This window comes from Clostridium sp. AF50-3, assembly GCF_003477445.1.
Lineage (GTDB): Bacteria > Bacillota > Clostridia > Lachnospirales > Lachnospiraceae > Otoolea > Otoolea fessa.
Map to the genome: position 1 here is coordinate 1 of NZ_QUDH01000025.1, position 24,554 is coordinate 24,554.

The 24,554-nt window shown below is 49.9% G+C and carries 18 protein-coding genes and 5 pseudogenes; 20 read left to right on the forward strand and 3 right to left on the reverse strand.

From position 1 onward, the window contains the following. The 20 genes and pseudogenes from DW085_RS17685 to DW085_RS17775 form a co-directional block, all read left to right on the forward strand. Positions 1-1,077: pseudogene (locus DW085_RS17685) on the forward strand (DUF87 domain-containing protein); the annotation flags it as partial. Positions 1,078-1,080: 3 nt separating this feature from the next. Beyond that, positions 1,081-2,616 carry a CD1108 family mobile element protein gene (locus tag DW085_RS20275; protein ID WP_284525778.1) on the forward strand — a complete coding sequence of 512 codons (1,536 nt, stop codon included), beginning with the start codon at positions 1,081-1,083 and terminating at the stop codon, positions 2,614-2,616. Positions 2,617-2,639: 23 nt separating this feature from the next. Further along, complete coding sequence (locus DW085_RS20280; protein WP_284525779.1) at positions 2,640-2,849, forward strand: NlpC/P60 family protein; 210 nt, start codon at positions 2,640-2,642, stop codon at positions 2,847-2,849. 35 nt (positions 2,850-2,884) lie between these two features. After that, the gene (locus DW085_RS17695; RefSeq protein ID WP_117963957.1) at positions 2,885-3,136 is read left to right on the forward strand and encodes a DUF4315 family protein; all 252 of its coding nucleotides are present in this window, start codon (positions 2,885-2,887) and stop codon (positions 3,134-3,136) included. Next, positions 3,133-4,296, forward strand: coding sequence for a CD1107 family mobile element protein (locus DW085_RS17700; protein WP_117963956.1), 1,164 nt, complete (start codon positions 3,133-3,135; stop codon positions 4,294-4,296). The genes DW085_RS17695 and DW085_RS17700 overlap by 4 nt, the downstream gene beginning before the upstream one ends. Before the next feature lie 312 nt (positions 4,297-4,608). Beyond that, entirely contained in the window at positions 4,609-5,268 is a 660-nt protein-coding gene (locus DW085_RS17705) for a phosphatase PAP2 family protein (RefSeq protein ID WP_173745128.1), read from the forward strand. 23 nt (positions 5,269-5,291) lie between these two features. Continuing rightward, complete coding sequence (locus DW085_RS17710; protein WP_117963955.1) at positions 5,292-5,909, forward strand: helix-turn-helix transcriptional regulator; 618 nt, start codon at positions 5,292-5,294, stop codon at positions 5,907-5,909. 117 nt (positions 5,910-6,026) lie between these two features. After that, positions 6,027-8,104 (forward strand): annotated as a pseudogene (locus DW085_RS17715) (DNA topoisomerase 3). Continuing rightward, positions 8,101-8,988, forward strand: a complete 888-nt coding sequence (locus tag DW085_RS17720; RefSeq protein WP_117963953.1) for an LPD16 domain-containing protein — start codon at positions 8,101-8,103, stop codon at positions 8,986-8,988. The pseudogene DW085_RS17715 and the gene DW085_RS17720 overlap by 4 nt, the downstream one beginning before the upstream one ends. Beyond that, on the forward strand, positions 8,985-9,293 hold the full coding sequence (locus DW085_RS17725; protein ID WP_117963952.1) for an immunoglobulin: 309 nt from the start codon (positions 8,985-8,987) through the stop codon (positions 9,291-9,293). Before DW085_RS17720 ends, DW085_RS17725 begins: the two co-directional genes overlap by 4 nt. Next, on the forward strand, positions 9,280-9,873 hold the full coding sequence (locus DW085_RS17730) for a YodL domain-containing protein (protein WP_117963951.1): 594 nt from the start codon (positions 9,280-9,282) through the stop codon (positions 9,871-9,873). The genes DW085_RS17725 and DW085_RS17730 overlap by 14 nt, the downstream gene beginning before the upstream one ends. Further along, the gene (locus DW085_RS17735) at positions 9,874-10,080 is read left to right on the forward strand and encodes a transposon-transfer assisting family protein (RefSeq protein ID WP_097783070.1); all 207 of its coding nucleotides are present in this window, start codon (positions 9,874-9,876) and stop codon (positions 10,078-10,080) included. 803 nt (positions 10,081-10,883) lie between these two features. Then, the gene (locus tag DW085_RS20060; RefSeq protein ID WP_227970575.1) at positions 10,884-11,228 is read left to right on the forward strand and encodes a TnpV protein; all 345 of its coding nucleotides are present in this window, start codon (positions 10,884-10,886) and stop codon (positions 11,226-11,228) included. Between the two features lie 467 nt (positions 11,229-11,695). Next, positions 11,696-17,487, forward strand: a pseudogene (locus DW085_RS17740) (SNF2-related protein). Beyond that, on the forward strand, positions 17,484-17,816 hold the full coding sequence (gene mobC, locus DW085_RS17745; protein ID WP_117963949.1) for a plasmid mobilization relaxosome protein MobC: 333 nt from the start codon (positions 17,484-17,486) through the stop codon (positions 17,814-17,816). Before DW085_RS17740 ends, mobC (DW085_RS17745) begins: the two are co-directional and overlap by 4 nt. Positions 17,817-17,967: 151 nt before the next feature. After that, complete coding sequence (locus DW085_RS17750; protein WP_117963948.1) at positions 17,968-18,273, forward strand: hypothetical protein; 306 nt, start codon at positions 17,968-17,970, stop codon at positions 18,271-18,273. Between the two features lie 16 nt (positions 18,274-18,289). Then, complete coding sequence (locus DW085_RS17755; protein ID WP_117963947.1) at positions 18,290-18,559, forward strand: protein BART-1; 270 nt, start codon at positions 18,290-18,292, stop codon at positions 18,557-18,559. 61 nt (positions 18,560-18,620) lie between these two features. Next, a pseudogene (locus tag DW085_RS17760) lies at positions 18,621-20,086 on the forward strand (relaxase/mobilization nuclease domain-containing protein). 178 nt (positions 20,087-20,264) lie between these two features. After that, positions 20,265-21,737 (forward strand): annotated as a pseudogene (locus DW085_RS17770) (YodL domain-containing protein); the annotation flags it as partial. Positions 21,738-21,741: 4 nt separating this feature from the next. After that, positions 21,742-21,951, forward strand: coding sequence for a transposon-transfer assisting family protein (locus DW085_RS17775; protein ID WP_002584960.1), 210 nt, complete (start codon positions 21,742-21,744; stop codon positions 21,949-21,951). 201 nt (positions 21,952-22,152) lie between these two features. Here DW085_RS17775 and DW085_RS17780 read toward each other — a convergent pair whose 3' ends face one another. The 3 genes from DW085_RS17780 to DW085_RS17790 all read right to left on the reverse strand — a co-directional run bounded on the left by DW085_RS17780 (position 22,153) and on the right by DW085_RS17790 (position 24,334). Continuing rightward, positions 22,153-23,487: a relaxase/mobilization nuclease domain-containing protein gene (locus DW085_RS17780; protein ID WP_002584959.1), complete on the reverse strand. Its 1,335-nt coding sequence runs from the start codon at positions 23,485-23,487 to the stop codon at positions 22,153-22,155. Then, complete coding sequence (gene mobC, locus DW085_RS17785) at positions 23,448-23,777, reverse strand: plasmid mobilization relaxosome protein MobC (protein WP_002584958.1); 330 nt, start codon at positions 23,775-23,777, stop codon at positions 23,448-23,450. Before mobC (DW085_RS17785) ends, DW085_RS17780 begins: the two co-directional genes overlap by 40 nt. Positions 23,778-23,977: 200 nt before the next feature. Continuing rightward, positions 23,978-24,334, reverse strand: a complete 357-nt coding sequence (locus DW085_RS17790; RefSeq protein WP_002584957.1) for a helix-turn-helix transcriptional regulator — start codon at positions 24,332-24,334, stop codon at positions 23,978-23,980. Between the last annotated feature and the right edge of the window lie 220 nt (positions 24,335-24,554).

Here is a 24,554-nt window from a genome sequence, read left to right on the forward strand (position 1 = left end):
CCTGATTATGGTTGACCGGAAAAAGCTCAAAAACCCCAACGGGCTGATTCTGGGTACTCCCGGTTCCGGTAAATCCTTCTCTGCCAAGCGAGAAATCGCCAATGCGTTTTTGGTGACGGATGACGATGTAATTGTGTGCGATCCGGAAGCCGAGTACACGGCACTGGTGCAGAAATTTGAGGGGCAGGTCATTAAGATCAGCCTTCCAGCACGCAGTATATCAATCCGATGGACATCAACGCGAATTATTCGGAAGAAGATAATCCGATTGCCCTGAAAGCAGATTTCATCTTGTCCCTGTGCGAGCTGATCGTGGGCGGCAAAGAAGGCTTGCAGCCGGTAGAAAAGACGGTTATCGATCGTTGCGTTCATCAGATTTACCAGACCTATTTTGAGAATCCGGTGCCGGAGAACATGCCGGTGTTGCAGGACTTGTATGAGGCACTGCTCAGGCAGGATGAAAAGGAAGCACACCATGTGGCAACAGCACTGGAAATCTATGTAACCGGTTCTCTGAACCTGTTTAACCACCGCACCAACGTAGATATCAATAACCGGCTGGTCTGCTATGACATCAAGGAACTGGGCAAGCAGCTGAAAAAGATCGGGATGCTGGTGGTGCAGGATCAGGTCTGGGGGCGTGTGACCGCCAACCGCAACGCAGGTAAAGCCACCCGCTACTATATGGACGAGTTCCATCTGCTTTTGAAAGAAGAGCAGACAGCGGCTTACAGCGTGGAAATCTGGAAGCGATTCCGTAAATGGGGCGGTATTCCAACCGGCATTACCCAGAACGTAAAAGATCTGCTTTCTTCCCGCGAAGTGACAAACATTTTTGAGAACAGCGACTTCATTTATATGCTGAATCAGGCAGCCGGTGACCGTCAGATTCTGGCGGATCAGCTGAATATCAGTCCGCACCAGCTGTCCTATGTGACCCACTCCGGTGAAGGCGAAGGATTGCTGTTCTACGGAAATGTGATTTTGCCGTTCGTTGATCGTTTCCCGACCGATTTGGAACTGTACCGGATCATGACGACCAAATTAACCGAAGTGCAGGAAGCAAAGGAGGCATAAGTGATGGCGGGCAAGAAAAATCCGAATCTCGGAGACAAGCTGCGGCAGGAGCGCGAGGGTGCGAAGAACACCCTTCGCAATTCCAGAAACAAAACCGCCGATAGCAGTACGGGAGACAGCAGCAAGAAAAAAGCGGAACACCGAAGGCAGATTCGTCACGAGGCCGATCTTGCTAAGATGGGCAGTAAGAAACTGAAATCAGAGCAGGAAGTAAAAGCGAAAAAGAATGCAGCAGCTTCCGGGAAAAAAGGCGGAAAGCCAAAGAAGCCGGGAAATCTTGCGGCAGATGCACTTTCAGCCAAGGCACATCAGAGCGTGCGCAATGCCGACCAGGATAATAATTCTGGTGTGGAGGCAGCGCATTTTACCGAAGGCTCAGCGGAAGGTGCAGCCCGTGCTGGTTACCGGTTCCAATATGGTCGAAAGCTGCGGCAGTACAAAAAGCTGGAGCGGTTGGAGAAAAAGGCAGATAAAGATGCCGTGGATTCCATCTTTGCGGAACGCATGAAGTCTGATCCGCAGGCTGGTTCCAATCTCTTTTCCCGATGGAGGCAGAAGCAGGCTATCAAAAAAGAGTATGCCGCTGCGAAGGCAGGTGCGGCTGCTGCGGAGAACACAGTAGCTGGCACAGCCAAAGCTGCGCAGGGTACTGCCAGCATGACGGAAAAGGCATTTCAGTTTGTGCAGAGCCACTCGCATATCATCATCGGCATTGCAGCCGTGGGACTGCTTGTTTTGGTGATTGCCGGGTCGGTATCGTCCTGCTCCGTCTTGATCAATGGCGGCGGCAATGTAGTGCTGGGAACTTCCTACACAGCGGAAGATGAAGATTTGAAAGGCGTGGAGACGGATTATACCAAGCTGGAAGATAAACTTCGCAAACAAATCGACCGTATTGAAACCGACCATCCGGGCTATGACGAGTATCGCTACAATCTGGCGGAAATCGGTCACAATCCCTATGAGCTTGCATCTCTGCTGACCGTAGAATTTGAAAACTATACGAGAAGCCAGGTGCAGGCTCGGCTCCAGAGTATTTTTGAAGCGCAGTATGAGTTGAAGCTGGTGGAAAAGGTGGAAATCCGGACAAGGAAAGAAACCCGTGTGGGTTATAGTTACAATCCGATCACCGGAACCGGACACACCTACACCTATCAGGTAACGGTACAGTATGAGTATAAAATCCTCAATGTGACGCTGCTCAATCGGGGCGTGGACTATGTTGCCAGAAATTCCGGCCTTACAGATGACCAGCTGCAACGCTACGAAGTCACATTGGATTGCCGTGGCAATCGGGATGACCTGTTTGCAGGCATCGCCTTTGCAACGCCGGATGGCGCGGGTTCCAGCGGAGAATATCAGGATTACGACATTCCGGGCGAAGCTCTGACGGATGAAAAATTCCGGAAGATGATTACCGAAGCAGAGAAATATCTCGGTTATCCCTATGTTTGGGGCGGCAGCTCGCCGAGTACCAGTTTTGACTGCTCCGGTTTTGTAAGCTGGGTCATCAACACTGCGGCAATGGCTGGAATGTAGGCAGGCAGACGGCCAACGGTCTGATGGGAAAATGCGACATTATCCCGAAGAGTGAGGCAAAGCCCGGAGACCTGATCTTCTTCCAGAAAACCTACAACACCAGTGGCGCATCCCATGTGGGCATTTATGTCGGCAACGGGATGATGATTCACTGCGGCAACCCAATTTCCTATGCTTCCATTGAGACGAACTACTGGCGGCAGCATTACTACTGTATGGGAAGAATTCGATAAAAACAGGGCGTTTATTCGTCCGGAAAGGAAACGATATGAGCTTGAAACTGGAAAAGATTGCTGCGGAGCGGGAGAAAGCCCGCAGAAAACGCGATGAGTGGGAGGAGCGCAGAAAGGAATGGGACAGAAAGTACCACGAACAGGAAAACAGCGAAATCTGTGAAATGGTACATGCCCAGAGCCTGACCCCGGAACAGCTGGCAGTCATCATTCAGATGGCGCAGGCTGCGGTTCCCAACCCGGAAAACATGAAACTGGACGAGAAAGAAACGGAGGATATGGAATGAAAAAGATGATGGCAATGCTGCTTGCCAGCGTGATGGTGGCAGGAACCTTTGCGACTACTGCGTTTGCCTATACGGGCGATGATGTGCAGAAGAACACATCTGTCAGTACCGCTGCGCAGGAAGCGGATGCAGCAGGAAGCGCAAATGCAGGGAAAACGGACAATACCGACAGCATCGAAATCGACCCGGATATGCAGGTGCTGCCGGATGGCTATGAGGTTTCTACGGATGCGGATGGGAACCTGATCGTTACGGTGGGCGGCAAGGAATACAACATCGGCAGCGAAAAGTCTCGAAAGCAGATGGGTACAGTGGTGCCGGGTATCACCAGCCTGCATTTTCGTTCCGGTCCCGGCATGGATCAGGAGATTATCGGATATCTGCATTCAGGCGATACGGTGGAGATTGTCGAAAAATACGGTGACTGGTATAAGGTGAATTTCAACGGCAAAACCGGATATGCACATGGAAAGTACCTGAATGTCACGGATTCCGCAAATGACAGCAGCATGTTCAGTGAAGATGCTCTGAAGCTGTTTCTGGATCTGATGCAGGGCGGAATGTCATCCGAGGATGAGACGGAATCCAGTACAGCTTTGACTCCGGAAGGAAATATGACGCTGGTGGATGATATCGGTGAGGAAGAAGATAAATCCAGCCAGCAGTTCATTACGCTGGTGACAAAGGCGGGCAACACCTTCTATCTGATTATCGACCGCGATAAAGACGGCAACCAGAATGTGCATTTCCTGAACATGGTGGATGAGGCCGATCTGCTTGCACTGATGGATGAAGAGGAAGCCGCCAAGTATCAGGAGAAGGAGCCGGAAGTCACGGAACCTGCGGAAACCGAAAAGCCGCAGGAGACGGAGCCTGCACCGGAAGAGCAGAAAACAGAGAGCGAGCAGAAGAAAGCGTCTCCGCTTCCGATGATTATGCTGCTTCTGTTTGTGATTGGTGCAGCCGGTGTCGGCGGTTATCTCTATATCAAGATGAAGGGCGTAAAGCCTGCATCCAAGAAAAATCAACCGGACCCTGATGCGGATTATCACGATGAGGATGAAGACGCGCTCCAGCTGCCGGAGGATGACGGTGACGAGGACGAAGAAGTGGATGTAAACGAGGATTACGAAGCGGAATCGGATGATGAACCTGTCTAATTAAGACTGTGTTGACCTGAGGGGCGGCTGAGAAGCCGTCCCTTTTACATAGCTAAATGGTTTGTGAATGGAGTGTTTTGAGCAATGAAGCTATGGAAACTGTAGGTGATATCTGATAAAATAGAGAGAGAACAGTGATACAAATCGAAATTTAGAGGGAAAGAAAATCTAAAAACATCGAAAAAACAAGCATTTGCGGGCATGATACGAATCGTATCATGCATGTGAAAGAGCGTTTCTTTCATAGTTTTACACTTTTTGATAAGGTGGAGTTGTCGGAAAGACAAGCCAAAACAGAAAGGATGTAGAATTATGAAAAAGAGCGAAAAGAAGAATTTGCTGATTGGAAGCATATTCCTTGCAATGTTTGCAGTATGGACAGCTTTGATTCAGTCTGTGGATGTGCAGCCGCTTGGTCAAAACGGAACAAGTATTGGATTTGCAACATTCAATTGCTGGTTTCACCATTTCACAGGGGTAAACATGGCAATTTATACGATTACCGATTGGATGGGGCTGGTGCCTGTCGTAATATGCCTTATTTTCGCAGGGATTGGACTTGTACAGTTGATCAAAAGAAGAAGCCTTTTCAGGGTGGATGCAGATATCATGATTTTGGGTGTGTATTTTGTCATCGTGTTCTTGGCATATGCGATTTTTGAAATGATCCCAATCAATTACAGACCGATTTTAATCGAAGGAATTATGGAGGCTTCTTATCCGTCCTCAACTACCTTGTTGGTATTAAGTGTAATGCCTGTCTTGATCGAGCAAATCCAGCGTAGACTTTCTGGCATTGGGGTAAAACGAATCATAACGATTGCGGCAATCGCTTTTTCGGTATTCATGGTGACTGGGAGATTGATTTCCGGAGTACATTGGTTTACGGATATCGTAGGCGGTGTACTGCTAAGTGCCGGATTGTTTAAGCTTTATAAAGCGGCAGTTATGCTGGCATTAAAAGAAAAATAGAATTGGTATGGGAGGTGCAGGTTTTGGAATTTCATGAAAAGCTTCAGGAATTAAGAAAGAGTCGAGGTTTGACACAGGAAGAATTAGCCGAGGCATTATTTGTTTCCAGAACCGCTATTTCAAAATGGGAGTCCGGAAGAGGATACCCAAGCATAGATTCATTAAAGGAAATATCCAGCTATTTTTCTGTATCAATTGATGATTTGTTATCTGGAGAGCAATTGATTTTCATAGCAGAAAAAGAAAACAAATCAAATCTCAATGGCGTATGCGATTTGTTATTGGGGTTTGTTGACTTGTTTTCACTGATGCTGATATTTCTTCCGCTGTATCCCAAACCGGTCAATGGATATATCTATTCGGTAAATCTCTTAGGATATGTAGATGGAAATGCTTTCATAATCAGGATCTATTGGGCATTGTTTATCAGCTTGACGATTGCCGGAATCGTGAAAATACTGATGGTCTATTTCAAGTTTGAAAAGGGCAAAAAAGCGGTTACATTCATCTCTGTAGGACTCAGTATCATTGCTGTTTTGTTTTTGGCTATGGCGAGAGAGCCGTATGCGATAACAGTAACGTTCCTGTTATTGCTTATCAAAGGCATTCTGCTTTATAAGCAGGCTAAGGCAGGTCGATAAGATATTGTGCCCTGCAACTTCCAGTTTGTAGACCTAAAATAGAATACAGTTCCTTACATAGCAGTCATGTACTTCGGTGCCTGGCTGCTAATTTTTTTGCGAAAGGAGCAGTATCGAATGAAGCTTGTATTAGCGGAAAAGCCCTCGGTTGCCATGAGTCTCTCGAAGGTGATCGGGGCAAATCAGCGCGGAGACGGTTATATGGAGGGCAATGGCTACCTTGTCAGCTGGTGTGTGGGGCATCTGGTGGAACTTTCCCAGCCGGAAGCCTATGATGAAAAGTATGCCAAGTGGAAGTATGATGATCTTCCGATTTTGCCGGAACATTGGCAGTATCAGGTGTCCGCCAGCACGAAAAAGCAGTTCGGAATCCTGAAAAAGCTCATGCAGCGGAAAGATGTGGAGAGTCTGATCTGTGCAACCGATGCAGGGCGTGAGGGCGAACTGATTTTCCGACTGGTTTACCATCAGTGCGGCTGCAAAAAGCCGGTGGAACGGCTTTGGATTTCATCAATGGAGGACAGTGCTATCCGGGAAGGCTTTCAGAAGCTCAGACCGGGAACAGAATATGATGCCTTATATGAGGCGGCTTTATGCCGGGAGCGAGCCGACTGGATTGTCGGAATCAACGCCACCCGGCTTTTTTCATGTCTGTATGGGCAGACCCTGAATGTGGGGCGCGTGATGACACCAACGCTTGCGATGGTGGTTATGCGAGATGCAGCAATCCGGGCGTTCAAGCCGGAGCCGTTCTACTCGGCAGAATTAAAATTTCGGGATTTTCAAGCGGGCGGTGAGCGAATGAAAGAAAAAGCAGAAGCAGAAAAACTGGTGGCAGAGTGTTGCCAGGCAGGAAGTGCCATCATTACCAAGGTAGAGCAGAAAGAAAAATCAGAGAAGCCCCCGGCCTTGTTTGATCTGACATCGCTTCAGAGAGAAGCAAATCGGCAGCTGGGATTCACTGCCCAGCAGACCCTGGATTACACACAGGCTCTGTACGAGAAGAAACTCGTGACATATCCCCGTACCGACAGCCGGTATCTGACGGATGATATGGCACCGCTGGTGCCGGAACTTGTTTCTGTGATCCAGCAGAGCTTTCAGATTCAGGCGGATGTACCGGCACCGGTGAATGCAGCGCAGGTCATCAATTCTAAGAAAGTCACCGATCACCATGCCATTATCCCTACAAAAACAGCGGCGGGTTATGACATTTCCTCGCTTCCCAGTGGAGAACAAGCGATTCTTACTCTGCTGGCGGTGCGGCTGATTTGTGCGGTCGGAACACCCTGCCACTATGCAGAAACCATAGTGGAAGCGGAGTGCGCCGGTCAGAATTTCCGCACGAAAGGCAAAACAGTCACGGATATGGGCTGGAGGCGATATGCAGGAAAGCCGGTTGAAGATGCTGAGAAGAATGCGGAGGCGGGTGATCTTCCGGAGCTTTCGGAAGGCATGACACTGGAACTTGCCGGTGTCGATCTGAAAGAGGGCAAGACCAGCCCGCCTAAGAGATTTACCGAAGATCTTCTGCTTTCAGCGATGGAGAGTGCCAGCTCGGATGAATTTCCGGCCGGTGTAGAGCGAAAAGGCATCGGCACACCGGCTACACGCGCTGCCATCATCGAAAAACTGGTGCAGAAAGGCTTTATCGAGCGCAGGGGTGATAAGAAAACGAAATATCTTTGTTCTACGGACAAGGGAAATGCGCTGGTGACGGTGGTGCCGGAACAGATTCAGTCCCCATCCATGACGGCAGACTGGGAGGAAAAACTGCTGAAAATAGAACACGGCGAGTACGACAGCGATGCTTTATGGGCGAAATCAGCAGCATGGTCAGCGGACTTGTTAAAACCTACGAGGCTGTAAAAGGTGCTGATGTGCTGATGCAGCCGGAACGGAAAGTCATTGGTTCCTGCCCGGCCTGCGGCAATGATGTCTGTGAAACGGCAAAGGGATGGTTTTGCAGGGATAAGGGCTGTAAATTTGCGCTCTGGAAGGAAAACAGGTTCTTTCAGACACTGGGAAAGCAGATGACAGAGGAACTGGCAAGCCAACTGGTAAATCAGGGGAAAGCACGACTTACCCATTGCTATTCCAGGAAGTCCAATCGTTACTATGACACAACCGTTTATGTAGAGACTGGCGAGGACGGTGCAGCAGCATTTAAGCTGGAGTTTGGAGGTAAAAAATGAGCATGAAAATGATGAATGCAGCTTATCTGGTGGATAATGTCGCTCTGCTTTCCTTGCAGGAAAAGCAGGACGGCGTGGAATTCCACTGCTTTGATATGAACAGTAAGGTGCAGACCGCCGAAGGACGTATTGGCTGGGATGTGTTGGATAAACAGCCGTTTTCTACGCTGGAAGAAAGCGCGAGGATGGCGGCACTCCAGAAGATTCCCCAGCTTGACGGTCTTGCCGTTGCGCCGGTAGCCCCGGAGATGCTGGAGCAGATGCGAGGCGGCAGAAAGGTTCTTTGGCAGATGAAAAAGGCTGATCCTGAGCTGGAGAATGCTAAAAATATCCGGTTTATCACCAGCAACTACGAGGATCGGTTCAAAATCCCGGATGGCAGTGCGGTGGAGGTCGAGTATCCGAATCGAAAATTCTCAGCCCGCTGCGAATATATGGACGAATATCATCTGCGCCTTGGGTATGATGTTCTGCACATCTGTCAGCTGGCAGAAATGCTGGAACGCGGCGGTGGCACATGCCGCCCGGAGCCATTGATTACAGAAGAACACAGCGCATGGGATTTGGGAAGCAAGGGCTTTCTTGCCATTCAGACCTGTGAGGACGGTTACGACTATACCTTATATCATAAGGACTTCACGGAAATTGACGGCGGACAGATCGACAACCCGGAAATCAGCATGAATGCAGCCAGAGACCAGATTCTTTCGGATTATGGGTTCGGTGGACGCACCATGACGCGGATTGACTATGATGAACTTTGTGATCGAGCAGAGGATGCAGAAATCAGTAGACGGGAATCTGTGCTGGGTAAACTCTCGGATCTGTCTTCCAGAACGGATACACCAGCGAAAGCTGCCAAGGCGAAGGAGGCGGAGAGATGAAATATAAGCTTACGAAGGCAGAGCAGGAAACCGTCATCAATTTTGACAATGAACTGGATACTGCCAGTATTTACACCCATGACAGCCGCCTGATTAAGAAGCTTCGGAAACTGCGAAAACAGTATCCGGAGCAGTTTGTTTTGGAGCATCGGGAGCAAGGGTCAGTCACTTATACGATTCCGAAACGCTGTGTTGGTATCCGACCGCCTTATAGTGAAAAACGACGGGAACAGCAGCGACAGGAAGCAAAGGAAAACGGCCTGCCGTTTATGGAGAAGGGAGAAATGAACGATGGCAAGAATTGAAAAATGGGATGAAGTGCATGGAAATCAGGCACCGGACGAAAGAATGATGGCATTTCTCGACAGCGCTACCGACCAGTATGCGATTTTGCAGCTTCGCCGCAGCGAGAATACGGTATATGAACGCTTTTCGTCTATGCGCGAACTGGAACGGATGGGGCTGGAACCGGATATTGACCATTATGAGGTGGTGTATACGGCTCCGCTTCTTCCATACAAGGATCAGAATACGATGTTGGAGGAACTGTATGCGAAATTCAATGTTTCCCGCCCTGATGATTTTACTGGGCATAGTCTTTCTGTGTCTGACATCGTGGCTTTACGGCAGAATGGTGTTGTAAGCTGTCACTATGTGGATTCCATCGGTTTCCAGGAACTGCCCGGATTTTTGAAACCGGAGAATTACCTGAAAGCCGCAGAAATGGCGATGGAGGACGATTACGGCATGATTGACGGCGTGATCAATAACGGAAAGAAGGAAGAACCGGCAGAGAAAGCATCGGTTCTGGATCAGCTGAAGGAAAAGCAGGAGGCGGTGCCGCCTGCGCCGCCTCGCAGGTGCTGCGAAGAAAAGGAGTTATAAATGCGTTTTACGGATGACGAATGGATGCTCATGATGCTTTACAGCCCTGGCACACGGACAGGGCTGATTGCAGAGCTTCAGACGATGCAAAAAAGTCTGACGGGCAGAGACAGAAACCTGCGCAGGTGGACGGCCTCGCTGCTTGCGAAACTGGCAGAGATGACAGATGCAGAATATGAGGCACTGGATTTGTATCCGGACGAATAAGAGAGAGGAGGAAAATAGACAGATGATGACGAAAACGGCTTATTATATGCAGATGGCACAGGAAGCTGCGGCACAGATCACTGGCAGCAAAGAACAGTGGACAGCGTTTCTGACCACATCCGCAAGGCTTTATAAGTATCCTTTTGCGGAGCAGCTGATGATCTATAAGCAGAGGCCGGAAGCAACGGCCTGTGCGGAGTACGATCTCTGGAATGATCGGATGAACCGCTATGTGAAACGTGGTTCCAAGGGCATTGCTCTTTTGGATATGCGTGGCGAGCAGCCGAAACTGCGGTATGTATTTGATGTGGCAGATACCGGAGAACGGAAGAATTCACGTCCGGTACAGCTCTGGAAAATGAATGCGGAGCATGAGCAGCCGATCATTCGAGCAATGGATGCAGCGTTTGATGTGCCTGCCGGTGCCGGATCTCTGGAAAATCACATTATGGAAGCGGCGGAACGCCTTGCAAGGGATTACTGGGAGGAAAACCACAGGCAGATCAGTGACATCGTTGCAGATTCCTATCTGGAAGGGTATGATGAACTCAACATCGGAGCTTCCTTTAAGAGAGCTGCCGCTGTCAGCATCGCATATTCCGTCTTTACCCGGACGGTGGGCAATGCAGATGACTATTTTGAGCACGAGGATTTTCTGGATATCTTTGATTTTAATACGCAGGCTGCCGCCAATGTGCTGGGAACTGCGGTCAGCGAAATGTCCAGCCAGATCTTCCGGGAAATTGAACGCACGATCCGAACCTATGAAAGAGATAAGCAGGCAGAAAGGAGCCAAAACTATGATGGAGCTGAATTACACGAAGAACGGCGATTACCTGATTCCGGACATCCAGTTGTCGGTGCAGGAACAGAAGCCGCTGGGCAAGTACGGGAGGATGCGCAGAGCGTTCCTGCAGGAGAACAACACGCTGCTGTACAATCACCTGATCCTAACCGAGAAGCTGTATCCGCACCTTTGGGAGATTCAGGAGACCGCGACCGCACGGATGGAGCAGATGATGGCGGAACTTCTGAAAGCGAATCCGGCACCGGACAAGAAATCGAACCAGATGGCCTGGGTGCAGCACATGAACATGCTGAAAGCGCAGGCAGAGGAAGTCATTCTGACGGAACTTATCAACAGCTAAATTTTATGAGCCTGTTTCAGTCCGAAGCAGAGCAGATTCAGAAAATTGATGCGGCGGCAGAAAATGCAGCCAGAGAAGCGGAGAGCGAAAAGCCCTCCGCTTTTGTCATTTCTGAGGATGAAATCGACCGGATGCTGCGGACAGGCTCCAATTTTGAGGGCGGAAAAATCCGTATTTATGCGCTGTATCAGCAGCAAGGGGACGCAAAAGAACGAGCTGCATTTCTGAAAGCGGAATATGGTATCGGTGGTCACAGCTATACCTTTATGGATGGCAGTCGCGGTTTTGCGGATTATGACGGGAAAGGCATTCTGCTTCGCAATTATGGTCATGACCGGGAAGTACGCCTCACATGGTCGGCGGTGGATAAGCGGTTAGACCGGCTTGTGGAAAATGGTCAGTACCTGACTGCTCTGGAAATGGAAGAGTATCGAAAGCTGGAGCAGGAATACGGCGCGCCGCTTCCTATGCCGACTGCTGCCCATGTCTTTCCTCCAACGCCACCGGAACACTACGATACTGGAAATGAGCATGTGGACAACATGCTGAATACGGCTGCGGATGTCTATGCCCGGAGTGAACTGGCGGCACCCCAGCGTTTTACCGTGATGGAGACAGACGATGGCTATGCGGTCTGGGATGATATTCAGGACGGCATTCATGTAGAGCCGGATGGTGTCAGCGAGGAGTTTACCAGCGAATGGGAGGCAGAGACCTACCGTCAGCAACTGATTAAAAAAGTCCAGGAACGGGAGGCCAAAGACTGGCTCTATGTTGAGCAGAGTAAACAGAATTTGCAGCAGGACATTCCATTCCCGGATGTGGAATCCGAAGAAGCACCGGAAGCGGTTCACGCAGAGGCAGATCCTCTGGTGCTGGAAATGCAGGAACACGCCAGAGAACTTGCCAGAGAGTCAGGCTATGCACCGAATGAACGATTTGTGGTCACGATGACCGGCGAGAATTTCCCGGATTCTAAGGATGCGTTTGCCATCTGGGATTATGTTAAAGAAGAGTATTACGGATATTCGGACGGAAAAGTGCAGACATTTGCCGATTATGTGAGTGCGTCAGAGGCGTTGCAGGAGATTCGCGGCAGGAATATGGAGGCTGAAAAAGAGCCTGCGACTGTGCAGCCAGAACCGGCAGCTCCGGTGCAGCCGGATTATCGTGTCGGTGATACGCTGTATCTGGACGGAAAGGCATTTACGATTGAAAAAGTCGGGCTTTTCGACGTGGAGCTTCGGGACCCGGATTCCGTGTATCCGATCTTCCGCTCGGAAAGCAAGGAGAATCTGGCAAGACTTTTGGGGCATGAGGAAAATGTTCACCTGCACAATCTGGTGGTTGATCTGAATCCTGGCAGAGAAAAGCAAAGTGAAGAACAGCACTTGACTATCCAGGAGACAGAACCGGAGAGCACTCATGCAGAAAACTACCGCATCAACAGCTTTCATCTCGGTGAAGGCAGCCCAAAGCAGAAATTCCGTGCCAACATGGATGCCATCTACACGCTGAAAGCCTTAGAAAATCAGCATAGGGATGCGACACCGGAGGAACAGGAAACGCTGGCCAATTATGTCGGCTGGGGTGGGCTGGCAGATGCCTTTGACGCAGAGAAAACTGCCTGGACAGGCGAATATAAGGAGCTGAAAGCAGCTCTTACGGAAGAAGAATATGCCGCAGCCAGGGCTTCGACTCTGAATGCGCATTACACCAGCCCTACCGTGATCCGTGCAATCTATGAGGCATTGGACGGTATGGGATTTGAGAAAGGCAATATTCTGGAACCTTCGATGGGTGTCGGCAACTTCTTCGGTATGCTGCCGGATTCCATGCTGGGAAGCAGACTGTATGGTGTGGAACTGGATTCCATCACCGGGCGCATTGCGCAGAAATTGTATCCGCAGGCAGAAATCAAGGTGGCAGGCTTTGAAACCACCGACCGGCGCGACTTCTATGATCTGGCCGTGGGCAATGTGCCCTTTGGCAACTACCGTGTCAGCGATAAGCCCTATGATAAACTCGGATTTTCTATCCACAACTATTTCTTTGCCAAGGCATTGGATCAGGTTCGTCCCGGTGGCATCGTGGCCTTTGTTACCAGCCGCTACACGATGGATTCCAAGAATCCGGACGCGCGAAAGTATCTGGCGCAACGGGCAGAACTGCTGGGGGCTATTCGACTTCCTAACAACGCATTCCGTGCCAATGCCGGTACAGATGTAGTGTCGGATATCATTTTTCTGCAAAAGAGAGACCATCCCATTGATATCGAACCGGATTGGGTGCATCTGGGGCTGACATCGGAGGGTATTACCCTCAACAGCTATTTTGTTGACCACCCGGAAATGGTGCTGGGTGAGATTACAACGGAAAGTACCCAGTACGGCAAGGAAGAATGTACGGTCATTCCGATTCCGGATGAGGATCTGGGAGACCAGCTGCATGAGGCTGTGCAGCATATCGGCGGTCACTATGAAGCGCAGGAGCTGGCACCGGAGGAAGAACTGTCCTTGCAGGGCGAAACCATTCCGGCAGACCCCAATGTAAAGAACTTCTCCTATGCGGTGGTGGATGGGGATGTCTACTTCCGTGAGAACAGCATCATGCGAAAGGCTGACCTTTCTGCGACAGCCACCGGCAGGATCAAGGGCATGGTGGAGCTTCGTACCATTGTGCAGGAACTGATCGACTATCAGCTGAACGATTATCCGGAGGACGCGATTGCCCAGAAACAGCGGGAACTGAATGTAGCCTATGACCGATTCGCCGATCAGTATGGGCTTATCAACTCCCGTGCAAATGCGCAGGCTTTTTCAGAAGATTCGTCTTATTATCTGCTCTGCTCTCTGGAAAATGTAGATGAAAACGGCAGGCTGGAATCCAAGGCGGATATGTTCACCAAACGGACGATTCGACCGGAACGGGCTGTTACCAGCGTAGATACTCCGGCAGAGGCTCTGGCAATCTCCATCGGAGAGCGCGGCAAAGTGGATTTGCCCTATATGTCGGAGCTTTTAGGTACACCGGGAGAATATGAAAAAATCCGGCAGGAACTGCATGGTGTCATTTTCAAAGACCCGATGACGCAGGGCGGCGAGGAAAACGGATGGGTGACGGCTGATGAATATCTGTCCGGCAATGTCCGTGAAAAGCTCCGTGTGGCAGAACTGGCTGCGGCTTCGGACTCTGCCTTTGCAGTGAACACGGAATATTTGAGAAAGGCGCAGCCGAAAGACCTGGATGCGTCGGAGATTGATGTGCGCCTTGGTGCCACATGGGTCAATCGGGATTATATCCAGCAGTTTATGGAAGAAACCTTTGAACCGCCGTTTTACCTGCGCCGAAACATTGAAGTGAAATTCTCTCCCATGACGGCAGAATGGCAGATCACTGGCAAGAGTACACCGAGCCGGAATGATGTTCATGCCTATATGACCTACGGCACCAGCCGTGCCAATGCCTACCGGATTCTGGAGGATACGCTGAATCTGCGGGATATCCGTATCTACGATACCGTGGAGGATGCAGACGGCAAGCAGAAGCGCGTTCTGAATAAAAAGGAGACCACCCTCGCCCAGCAGAAACAGCAGGCCATTAAGGATGCGTTCCAGAACTGGGTGTGGAAAGACCCTTATCGCCGTGCGGAACTGGTGGAAAAGTATAACGAGCTGTTCAACAGTACCCGTCCCCGTGAATACGATGGTTCTCATATCCGCTTTGGCGGCATGAATCCGGAAATCCGGCTGCGGGAACACCAGCAGAATGCCATTGCTCATGTGCTGTACGGCGGCAATACGCTGCTGGCTCACGAGGTAGGTGCCGGTAAGACCTTTGAGATGGCCGCTTCTGCTATGGAGGCAAAGAGGTTGGGACTGTGCCAGAAATCCATGTTCGTTGTTCCGAATCATTTGACCCTTCAGTGGGCAAACGAGTTCCTGCGCCTGTATCCGAGTGCAAAATTGCTGGTGGCAAGCAAAAAGGACTTTGAGACTGCCCGAAGAAAAAAGTTCTGCGCACGAATTGCCACTGGCGATTATGATGCGGTCATCATCGGGCATTCTCAGTTTGAGAAAATCCCGGTGTCCGCAGAACGGCAGGAGCGGATTTTGACTGCCCAGATTGATGAAATCGAAAATGCCATTGCTGAGATGAAATCCCAGAATGGCGAACGTTTCTCCATCAAACAGATGGAAAAAACCCGGAAAGGATTGGAGGCGAGATTGGAGAAACTCCGGGCAACCGACCGAAAGGACGATGTGATTACCTTTGAGCAGCTGGGCGTAGACCGGTTGTTTGTAGACGAGGCACACGCGTTTAAGAACCTGTTTCTCTACACAAAAATGCGCAATGTCGCAGGCTTGTCCACTTCGGAAGCGCAGAAATCTTCGGATATGTTTATGAAGTGCCAGTATATGGACGAGCTGACAGGTGGGCGCGGCATCATCTTTGCGACCGGAACCCCGGTCAGCAACAGCATGACGGAGCTTTATACCATGATGCGGTATCTCCAGTATGGCACGTTACAGCAAAAAGGGCTGACCCATTTCGACAGCTGGGCTTCTACCTTTGGTGAGACCACCACGGCCATTGAGCTGGCACCGGAAGGAACCGGATACCGGGCAAGAACAAGATTTGCAAAGTTCTTCAACCTGCCGGAGCTGATGAATATGTTCAAGGAAGTGGCAGATATCAAGACTTCCGATCAGCTGCATCTGCCGGTGCCGGAGGCAAAGTTTGAAACCGTGGTAGTGCAGCCCTCGGAGCATCAGCAGGCGATGGTGGCGGAGCTTTCGGAACGGGCGGCGGCTGTGCATTCCGGTGTGGTAGACCCATCGGTCGATAATATGCTGAAAGTCACATCGGATGGCAGAAAGCTGGGGCTGGATCAGCGGCTGATGAATCCGCTTCTTCCGGATGACCCCAACAGCAAGCTCAACGCCTGTGTGCGGAATGTGCTTCGGATTTATGAGGAAGGACAGTCGGATAAGCTGACCCAGTTACTGTTCTGCGACCTCAGCACGCCGAAGAACGATGGAACCTTCAATGTCTATGAGGATATCCGCGCCAAACTCATCCAGTCCGGCGTACCGGAGGAAGAAATCGCATTTATCCATGATGCGGATACCGAGGCAAAAAAGAAAGATTTGTTTGCCAAAGTCCGTACCGGACAGGTGCGGGTGTTGTTAGGTTCGACACAGAAGATGGGCGCAGGCACGAACGTGCAGGACAGACTGGTGGCCGTGCATCATTTGGATGTGGGTTGGCGGCCTGCGGACATGACCCAGCGAAATGGTCGTATCATCCGTCAGGGCAACCGCAACAAAGAAGTGCAGGTTTATCAGTATGTGACGGAAGGAACCTTTGATGCCTACCTCTATCAGACACTGGAGAATAAGCAGAAGTTTATCAGCCAGATCATGACCAGCAAATCTCCGGTTCGTTCCTGTGATGATGTGGATGAGCAGGCACTTTCCTATGCGGAGATCAAGGCACTTTGTGCAGGAGACCCGCAAATCAAGGAAAAAATGGACTTGGATGTAGATGTTGCAAGACTGAAGGTGCTGAAAGCAGATCATCAGAGCCAGCAGTACCGATTGGAGGATAAGCTGATGAAATATTTCCCTGCGGAGATTGAGAAAACACAGGGGTTCATCAAGGGCTTTCAGTCGGATATCCGGACGGTGGCGGCACATCCGCTGCCGGAAGAGGGTTTCTGCGGCATGGAGGTGAAGAGCACACGCTTTATTGAAAAAGCCGAGGCCGGTGAAGCAATCCTTGCGGTCTGTAAAGCCAATCAGAGTCTGGAGCCGGTACCGCTTGGCAGTTATCGAGGTTTCAAGATGGAACTGGCATTTGACAGCTTCCAGAAAGAGTATCAGGTACTGCTGAAAGGCGAGATGACCCACCGGGTACCCATCGGAACCAGTGCTGCGGGTAATATCCAGCGTCTGGACAATGCTCTTGCTGGGATTCCTGCAAGATTGGAAAGGCAGAACAGCAGTTGGACAGTCTTAGGAGCCAGCAGGAAGCTGCGCAGGCCGAGCTTGGAAAACCGTTTCCCCAGGAGGCAGAACTGGCAGAGAAGAGTGCAAGACTGGCAGAATTGGACGCACTGCTGAATATGGATGACCGTGGAAATGATGATCCTGACCGTGAGAATACAACAGAAAAGCCGTCTGTCCTGGCAGAGCTGCGTGATCGTGCTGGTCGCATTCCGCCGATGACACATCGGGATGAGGAGGTGGCACTATGAGTGTTCGGGAACACTGGATCAATGTCCGGGTGAACCCGGAAGAGCTGGCGAGGATTCGTGAAAAGCAGAAGGAATTGGGTATTCGGAATACCGGTGCCTATATGAGAAAGATGGCGATGGACGGGTACTGCGTAAATCTTGATTTGTCGGATGTGGCGCAGGTATCCATCCTTCTTCGCCGATGCAGCAACAACCTGAATCAGTACGCAAAACGCGCCAATGAATCTGGAAGCATCTATGCGGAGGATATCCGGGATTTGCAGAGACGGCTGGATGAACTCTGGGAGATGCAGAAGCTGATCCTGAAGAGGCTTTCTGGTATTCGCTGACGGCGCAAATGTGCGGGATTTCTACAGCACATGGCACAGATGAAACTGTCTGTGCCGTTACATATTTCTTGGTCTACCTGTTGACATCGTGGTGTTTGGCAAGCAGGTACGATAAAATGAAGATGAAAAGAAAAACGAAGGGGTGAAATCCATGAAGATCGTATGTTTTTTGTTGAAGCTGGTGCTGAAAATCCTGTTGCTGCCGGTTGCGTTTCTGCTGCGATTTCTATGCTTTATCTGGAATCTGCTGATGCAGCTATCCCTGTGGGTGCTTTCACCGGTTATGCTGTTCGTTCTTGGCTGCGGCATCTATTCGGTGGTTCGGGCGAGCTGGACGGATGTGTTCCTGCTGACCCTGATTGAGATGGGACTGTTCGCAGCTGCGGTTGGTGCGGGCGGCATCATGGAACTGATGGAGCGGCTATGTGAGCGTGTAGAGGATGTTTTGACAATTTGAGTTCAGGAGGGATTTGATGGATATTCAGTTTATGAAAGATTATTATGATTTACGATACGAGGAAACAGATGGAGAGAATCATTTTGTGAATGAGACTGCTTATCAGGAAAAACAGTCTGAGCAATCGAAGATGGAAGACCAGCTGATGGAAATGGTGGGCGGCAGCGAATCTAATGTGTGGAAGCTGTACGAAAGCATTATGTGCGTCTATTTCGATATGGAAGAGATCATCAAGCAGGCCGTTTATTTGCAGGGAGCTTATGATCGGGAACGGATGTTAAAATGAGAATAGTGAATTGGTAAGAGCTGCCTTCGGGTAGCTCTTTTTAGATGGAGGAATATGAAAAATGGCGGCTACAAGACTAATTGCGCTGCATATCAATAAAGGAAAGACGGTAGCGCAGTGTCTGGCTGACCGTACTGATTATTCTGAGAATGCAGCAAAGACGGAAGATGGAAAATATATCAGCGCGTATGCCTGTGACGCAAAGACCTGTGATGAAGAATTTCTGCTTTCTAAACGGCAGTATGAGCATATCACCGGTAGAACCCAGGCGCATGATGTGATTGCATATCAGATTCGGCAATCCTTTAAGCCGGAGAAATCACGCCGGAGGAGGCGAACAAGGTTGGGTATGAGACAGCCATGCGATTCACCAAGGGAAAACACGCATTTATCGTGGCTACCCATGTTGATCGTGCGCACATTCATAACCACATTATTTTTAATTCGACTACATTAGACTGCACCAGAAAATTCCGAGATTTTCGCTTGTCAGGACTTGCACTGGCAAGGCTCAGTGATATCGTCTGCCTGGAACATCGGCTGTCGGTCATTATCCGGAAGCCCTATGGGGAGCGGCAGAAGAGAACGGAATACCCGGAGAGAAAATCGCAGCGTGATGAAATCTGCGAGGCCATTGATACGGTATTGGAAAGAAAACCAAAAGACTTCCGGGAACTGATTGGTATTTTGCAGGAAGTAGGGTACGAGTATAAAGATGGAAAACAGCCTGCACTGCGGGGAAAAGGCCACGCCAGATTTGCTCGTTTCCGCTCTCTTGGTAAAGGATATTCGGTTGAAGAACTATGCGAAGTGATTGCTGGAAATGCGGTTCATAAAAGCAAATTTGTAGAGAAAACTCGCACAAGCGCACGGTCGGCGCAGGTGCATCAGAAGGCGGAGCTGTCGTTCCTTATAGATGTCCGTGCCAAAATGCAGGCAGGCAAAGGCGCGGGATATGCACGCTGGGCAAAAGTCTTTAATCTGAAGCAGATGGCGAAAGCTATGATGTTCATGGAAGAGCATGGAATCAAGAGCTATGCAGAGCTGAAAGAAAAAGCAGATGGGATTTCTGAAGAATGCGATGCGTTGCTGGAATCTGTAAAGGCAGATGAGGCACGGATGTCGGAAGTGTCAGTGCTGCGGAAGCATCTAATCAATTATGCCAAGACAAAAGATGTTTTTGCCGCATATAAAGCATCCGGCTACAATCGGGAGTTCTATGAAGCCCATCGGGATACGCTGGCCTTACGCAGCGCAGCGAAAAAGGCGTTTGATGGTTATAAGAAAGAGAATGGCTCTGACAAAAAGCTCCCGCGCATCAGCGAGCTGAACGCAGAGTATGCGATGCTTCTGGAACGAAAGAAAAGCTCCTATGCAGAGTATCGCAAGACCAAATCGGAAATGCAGGATTGGCTTGTGGCACAGAAGATTGTGCAGGAAATCCTGAAAGAGGACGAACAGAAAAAAGAGCAACTGCATGAGCAGGAAGTGCGGCAGGAAGAAGAAAATAAGGAGAATAGTAGATGATGGAATGTCCGGTGCAGTGTGGGCGTAATGCTCATGCTGCACCGGGCTTTTTTTCTTTGGCAGGAACTGCCGTTAAAGCATCCGGAACGGATGCGCAGCTCGATGCCGCAGGCAGCGTTCTATGGGGATTGGGGAGTTTCCCCAACAAGCAGAAAATCGCTTTCGTGTCACGAAAGCCCTGCTTGCCGATGTGGAGCAGTACGAGGATTTTTTCGCCGCCCTTGAAAAAGCGTCCCCCGTCCCGATTGCATTTGAGCAGATCACAAACGGCGCAAATGGGTATTTCAGTTTGACCGACAAGCGTATTGCAATCAAAGAGGGCGTGAGTGAATTACAGGCGGTAAAGACCGCCATTCACGAAATCGCCCATGCGAAGCTGCACGACGTAGACTTAAACGCCCCGCCGGAGCAGCAAAACCGCGTTGACCGCCATACCTGCGAGGTAGAAGCGGAAAGCGTCGCTTATACGGTTTGCCAGCATTTCGGCCTTGATACTTCCGATTACTCTTTCGGCTATGTGGCTGGTTGGAGCAGCGGCAAGGAAATGACCGAGTTAAAAGCGTCCCTTGAAACAATACAGACCACCGCAAAGGAACTCATTACCGAGATTGAGGGGCATTTTACCGAGTTGCAGCAGCAGCGGCAAGCCGAGCAGGAGCAGGGCGATACCTTTTCCATTTATCAGTTAAAGCGCGGGGACGAAACAAGGGACTTGCGCTTTGAGCCTTATGACCGTCTGCAAGCGGCTGGACTTACCATTGACCGGGTAAATTATGAACTCGTCTATACTGCACCGCTTACAAAGGATATGACGCTGGGCGACATTTGGGAAAGGTTTAATATCGACCACCCCGCCGACTTTAAGGGGCATAGCCTTTCCGTTTCCGACATTGTTGTGCTTCATCAGAACGACGAGGACACCGCCCACTATGTAGACAGTATCGGTTTTCAGCAAGTGCCGGAGTTTTTGCAGGAGCAGCAGACCCCCGTATTTGACAAGCTGCCGCCCGAACAGCAGCAAGCCTTGTCCGACACCGTACAAGACACTTTGCAAATGCTGGTTGACGCAGACAAGCGGATTTATGGCGACGTTACGGGCAAGACCCTTGAAGCAATCGCGGCGCAAGGATATTCCTACAAGGACGGGCAGCTTGAAAAGCAGCAGCCGGAAGCGACCCCCGACAGCCTTTTGACGGGTGAAACCGTTAGAACGCCGAGGGGCAATTTTCATATTACCGATATGAGCCGTGAACAGATCGAAGCGGCGGGATTTGGTTTTCACCATGCGTCGGAGGACGGGAAGTATCTCATTATGGGGAATGGCACACAGGCTTATGCCATAGCCGCCGAGCAGCCGCAGCGGGATAATCCCTTAAAGCACGTCGAGGACACCATAGAGCAGAACGACAACAATTTTGACGGGCTTATCAACAATACGCCGCAAACGCCCACCGTTGCAGATTTTGAGCAGCGGGCAAAGGCGGGGGAAGCGATTTCCGTTACCGACCTTGCAAAAGCGGTAAAAGCCGAGAAACGGGAACAGCCGCAGAAAAAACCGTCCATTTTGAAGAAGCTGGACGAATACAAGAAACAGGCGGCGCAGCAGCCGAAAGATAAACAGAAAGAGCATAAAAAGGATTTGGAGGTTTGATAGCATGAATACCCGCTTTACCATTGAGGAAGAAAACATTGTTGCGATCTACGCCGAGGACAGCCGGGAAACAACGCTTGAAAATATCCTTGCCGCCATGCCCTACATGGACGAGGATATGCGCCAGCTTGCCGCCGCAGCGGTGAACAAGCTGCAAGCCATGACGGACAGCGAGTTTTCCGAAAGGGAGTTTATCTTGACCGACGAGGAATAGCCCATAGAGAACAGGGGCGCGGTTGCCGATTTCCGGCACCGCGCCCCTGTTCTTTTTTTGTCCTTGCGTGGACAATTAGAAAGCCGTTTTTGCGGGTTTGAATATACTTTATCGTCTATGTCGTTTTCATGCGCTGGAAGCCGCAGAAACACAGGCGTTTTCAGCCCTTAACATTCCACTTGCCACCCCATGTTTTGCGCCTTATCGCTCCTGCTCCCGCGCCCTGCTTTGGGACGGGTAAAGAATACTATCGACGTTCTTTTTGACAACGCCGTATTCCTGCATTTGCTTCTTGGCTTGCCGATAATCTTCATACAATTTGGTTTTCCTGTCGTTTAAGCTTCTATACTCCTTGCGCAGCGCGGCGAGATCGGGCAGCTTCTTTATCTGCATTTCCTTTAATGCCCTTGCCGCAGCTTCAAACAGGATAATTTCGCTTTCATGCCCCCGCAGATACTTTTCCTTGTCCGGCGATTTTCGGTATTCATCGTAAATCGGTTTTAACTGTCGGTATGTGGTGGTGTGCTTGATAAGCAGCGACAAATCAGACATACGCTGTTCCACTTCCTTAACCGCCTTTGCCGCCGCGTCATGAGCGGTCATAATATCGGCTATCTTGCTTTCAAGTTCGCTATAATACTCAATCTTGTTTTCGGTTAGGAAGTTCATGCTTTTAGCAGCCTGTTTCAGATTATGGATTTTTGCCCACCGTTCATAGCCCGCCGACTGTTGGGCTTTGATACTGTTTTCAAGATCGACGACAAGCCGGATTTTCTTATCTTCCCGCAGCGTTTTTGTTTTGGCAACATACACGCCCTTGATACGCTCCTTTATCGCTTCTTCCGTATAGGCCGCGCCGAGCGTCTTTGTGCGGGTAAACCGTTCCTGTCCGGCAGCGCGAAAGGAAATGTATTTGCCCTGTTTGATTTCATACCCCATTTCCTGCAAGCGGCGCAGCAGTTCGTCAAAATCTTTCACTTGGGGAATGAGAGTATCTATCGCCGTTTTCAGCTTTGCTTTGTAGCTTGTCCCTTGCTTTTCGGCGGTGTATTCTGCATAGCTTTTTCCCTTGTCCTGTCCCGGTACGACGACGGATAGCCCATGCTCTTTACATATCCTGTCGCTGGTGCGCCGGATAAAGTGATAGCTTTGCTTGTTGGAATGGTACTTTTTGTAGTCAACGAAGCTAACCGCGTTGAAAATCAAGTGATTATGCAGATGGTCTTTATCGACGTGAGTTGTCAAAACAAACTCATACTTGCCGCCTAATACCGCCCCGGCAAGTTCCATGCCGATTTTGTGCGCTTCTTCCGGTGTGGTTTCTCCCACCGCAAAGGATTGTATCAAGTGCCGCCCTAAATGTGTGCCGCGATCTCCGGCAGCTTCCCGCGTCCATGCAAACTCAATATCGGCGGTTTCCAGCCCGCAGCCGAAAGAGGACGCAAGCAGCTTCCCGTCTGTCTTTTCGGGATTTAAGATATAGTCTATCGCAGCCTTTAAGGTTGATTTAATAGGGTGCGTCTTTGTAACCGCCATATCTCGTCCACCGCCTTTTTAATGTCCTCTATATCCTGCCTGTAAACCGTCCCCGTCGCATTGGCGCGTTTTGCAATTTGGTTGATGTTCCGGCTCACCGCTTGCAGTTCCCGGATATATGCTTTTGTGTCGCTTCGGTCAACGACAAGAATATACCCGTCTATCGCCATTTTACGGAAGTATGCCCCATACTGCTTTATGGGAAGCTGCTTCATCTTCTCGTCGATCAGCCGCTTTTCTTCTTCCGTAACGTAAAACTTCATCTGTATATTTCTCTTTCGGTTTTCCATTTCCGCACCGCCTTTCGGTATAAGGGTTTGGGATTATCCAACAAGCATTTTCCGCAAACGGGTACTCGTTTGCTGTGCTTGCTATCTACTCCATACCCCCACCGAAAGGCGGTATTTGTTGCGCGTTCCTTTGATTTTGGACGCAAAAAAAGATTGCAGCCGCCATGCGCTGCAATCTCCCGATTTCTCATATTGTGAGGTTAATCCTCTGCTTTTTCGACTTCCGTTATCTCCCTTGCTGTTGCGGTTACAATCCGTATGCCTTTATCGCTCATACCGTCCAGCAGCGCGTCAAGCTGCCGCCGCCCGGTGGATTTCTCCGCATTGCTGTTCGGGAAGAAAAATTGATCTACCGAAATATGATACCGGGTTACAAGGTCATAGAATACCTGTAAACTCGGCTGTTGTCCCTTGTTCTCGATATTCGCAAGGTAGCGCGGGGAAATATATAACTCGTCGCTTACCTTTTTGCGGCTCTCGCCGTATTCATTTCTCGCGGCTTTTATAGCTGCCCCGAAAGCCTTAAAGTCGTACAATGGTACGGGTCTTTTTGCCATTTTCATTCACCCTGTTACATTTTACAGTTCACCTTTCTTTTTGATATGTCCACACAATTCATATCATTAGGTTAAATACTTCCTGTTGTGTATTGACAGTAGACTGATTTTCTGATAAAATAAAATTTATGTAAAAGGAGGCGGCGTTTATGTTGCATAGCATGCGTATTAGATAAGCATTGAAAAAAAGGATTTTCCCATTTTCAACATGGGCTTTTTT

Bases quoted from the DNA above. Each gene is read 5' to 3' on its own strand.
- DW085_RS20275 (WP_284525778.1), top strand. From the start codon at position 1,081: ATGGCGGGCAAGAAAAATCCGAATCTCGGAGACAAGCTGCGGCAGGAG.
- DW085_RS20280 (WP_284525779.1), top strand. From the start codon at position 2,640: ATGGGAAAATGCGACATTATCCCGAAGAGTGAGGCAAAGCCCGGAGAC.
- DW085_RS17695 (WP_117963957.1), top strand. From the start codon at position 2,885: ATGAGCTTGAAACTGGAAAAGATTGCTGCGGAGCGGGAGAAAGCCCGC.
- DW085_RS17700 (WP_117963956.1), top strand. From the start codon at position 3,133: ATGAAAAAGATGATGGCAATGCTGCTTGCCAGCGTGATGGTGGCAGGA.
- DW085_RS17705 (WP_173745128.1), top strand. From the start codon at position 4,609: ATGAAAAAGAGCGAAAAGAAGAATTTGCTGATTGGAAGCATATTCCTT.
- DW085_RS17720 (WP_117963953.1), top strand. From the start codon at position 8,101: ATGAGCATGAAAATGATGAATGCAGCTTATCTGGTGGATAATGTCGCT.
- DW085_RS17725 (WP_117963952.1), top strand. From the start codon at position 8,985: ATGAAATATAAGCTTACGAAGGCAGAGCAGGAAACCGTCATCAATTTT.
- DW085_RS17730 (WP_117963951.1), top strand. From the start codon at position 9,280: ATGGCAAGAATTGAAAAATGGGATGAAGTGCATGGAAATCAGGCACCG.
- DW085_RS17735 (WP_097783070.1), top strand. From the start codon at position 9,874: ATGCGTTTTACGGATGACGAATGGATGCTCATGATGCTTTACAGCCCT.
- DW085_RS20060 (WP_227970575.1), top strand. From the start codon at position 10,884: ATGGAGCTGAATTACACGAAGAACGGCGATTACCTGATTCCGGACATC.
- mobC (WP_117963949.1), top strand. From the start codon at position 17,484: ATGAGTGTTCGGGAACACTGGATCAATGTCCGGGTGAACCCGGAAGAG.
- DW085_RS17750 (WP_117963948.1), top strand. From the start codon at position 17,968: ATGAAGATCGTATGTTTTTTGTTGAAGCTGGTGCTGAAAATCCTGTTG.
- DW085_RS17755 (WP_117963947.1), top strand. From the start codon at position 18,290: ATGGATATTCAGTTTATGAAAGATTATTATGATTTACGATACGAGGAA.
- DW085_RS17775 (WP_002584960.1), top strand. From the start codon at position 21,742: ATGAATACCCGCTTTACCATTGAGGAAGAAAACATTGTTGCGATCTAC.
- DW085_RS17780 (WP_002584959.1), bottom strand. From the start codon at position 23,487: ATGGCGGTTACAAAGACGCACCCTATTAAATCAACCTTAAAGGCTGCG.
- mobC (WP_002584958.1), bottom strand. From the start codon at position 23,777: ATGGAAAACCGAAAGAGAAATATACAGATGAAGTTTTACGTTACGGAA.
- DW085_RS17790 (WP_002584957.1), bottom strand. From the start codon at position 24,334: ATGGCAAAAAGACCCGTACCATTGTACGACTTTAAGGCTTTCGGGGCA.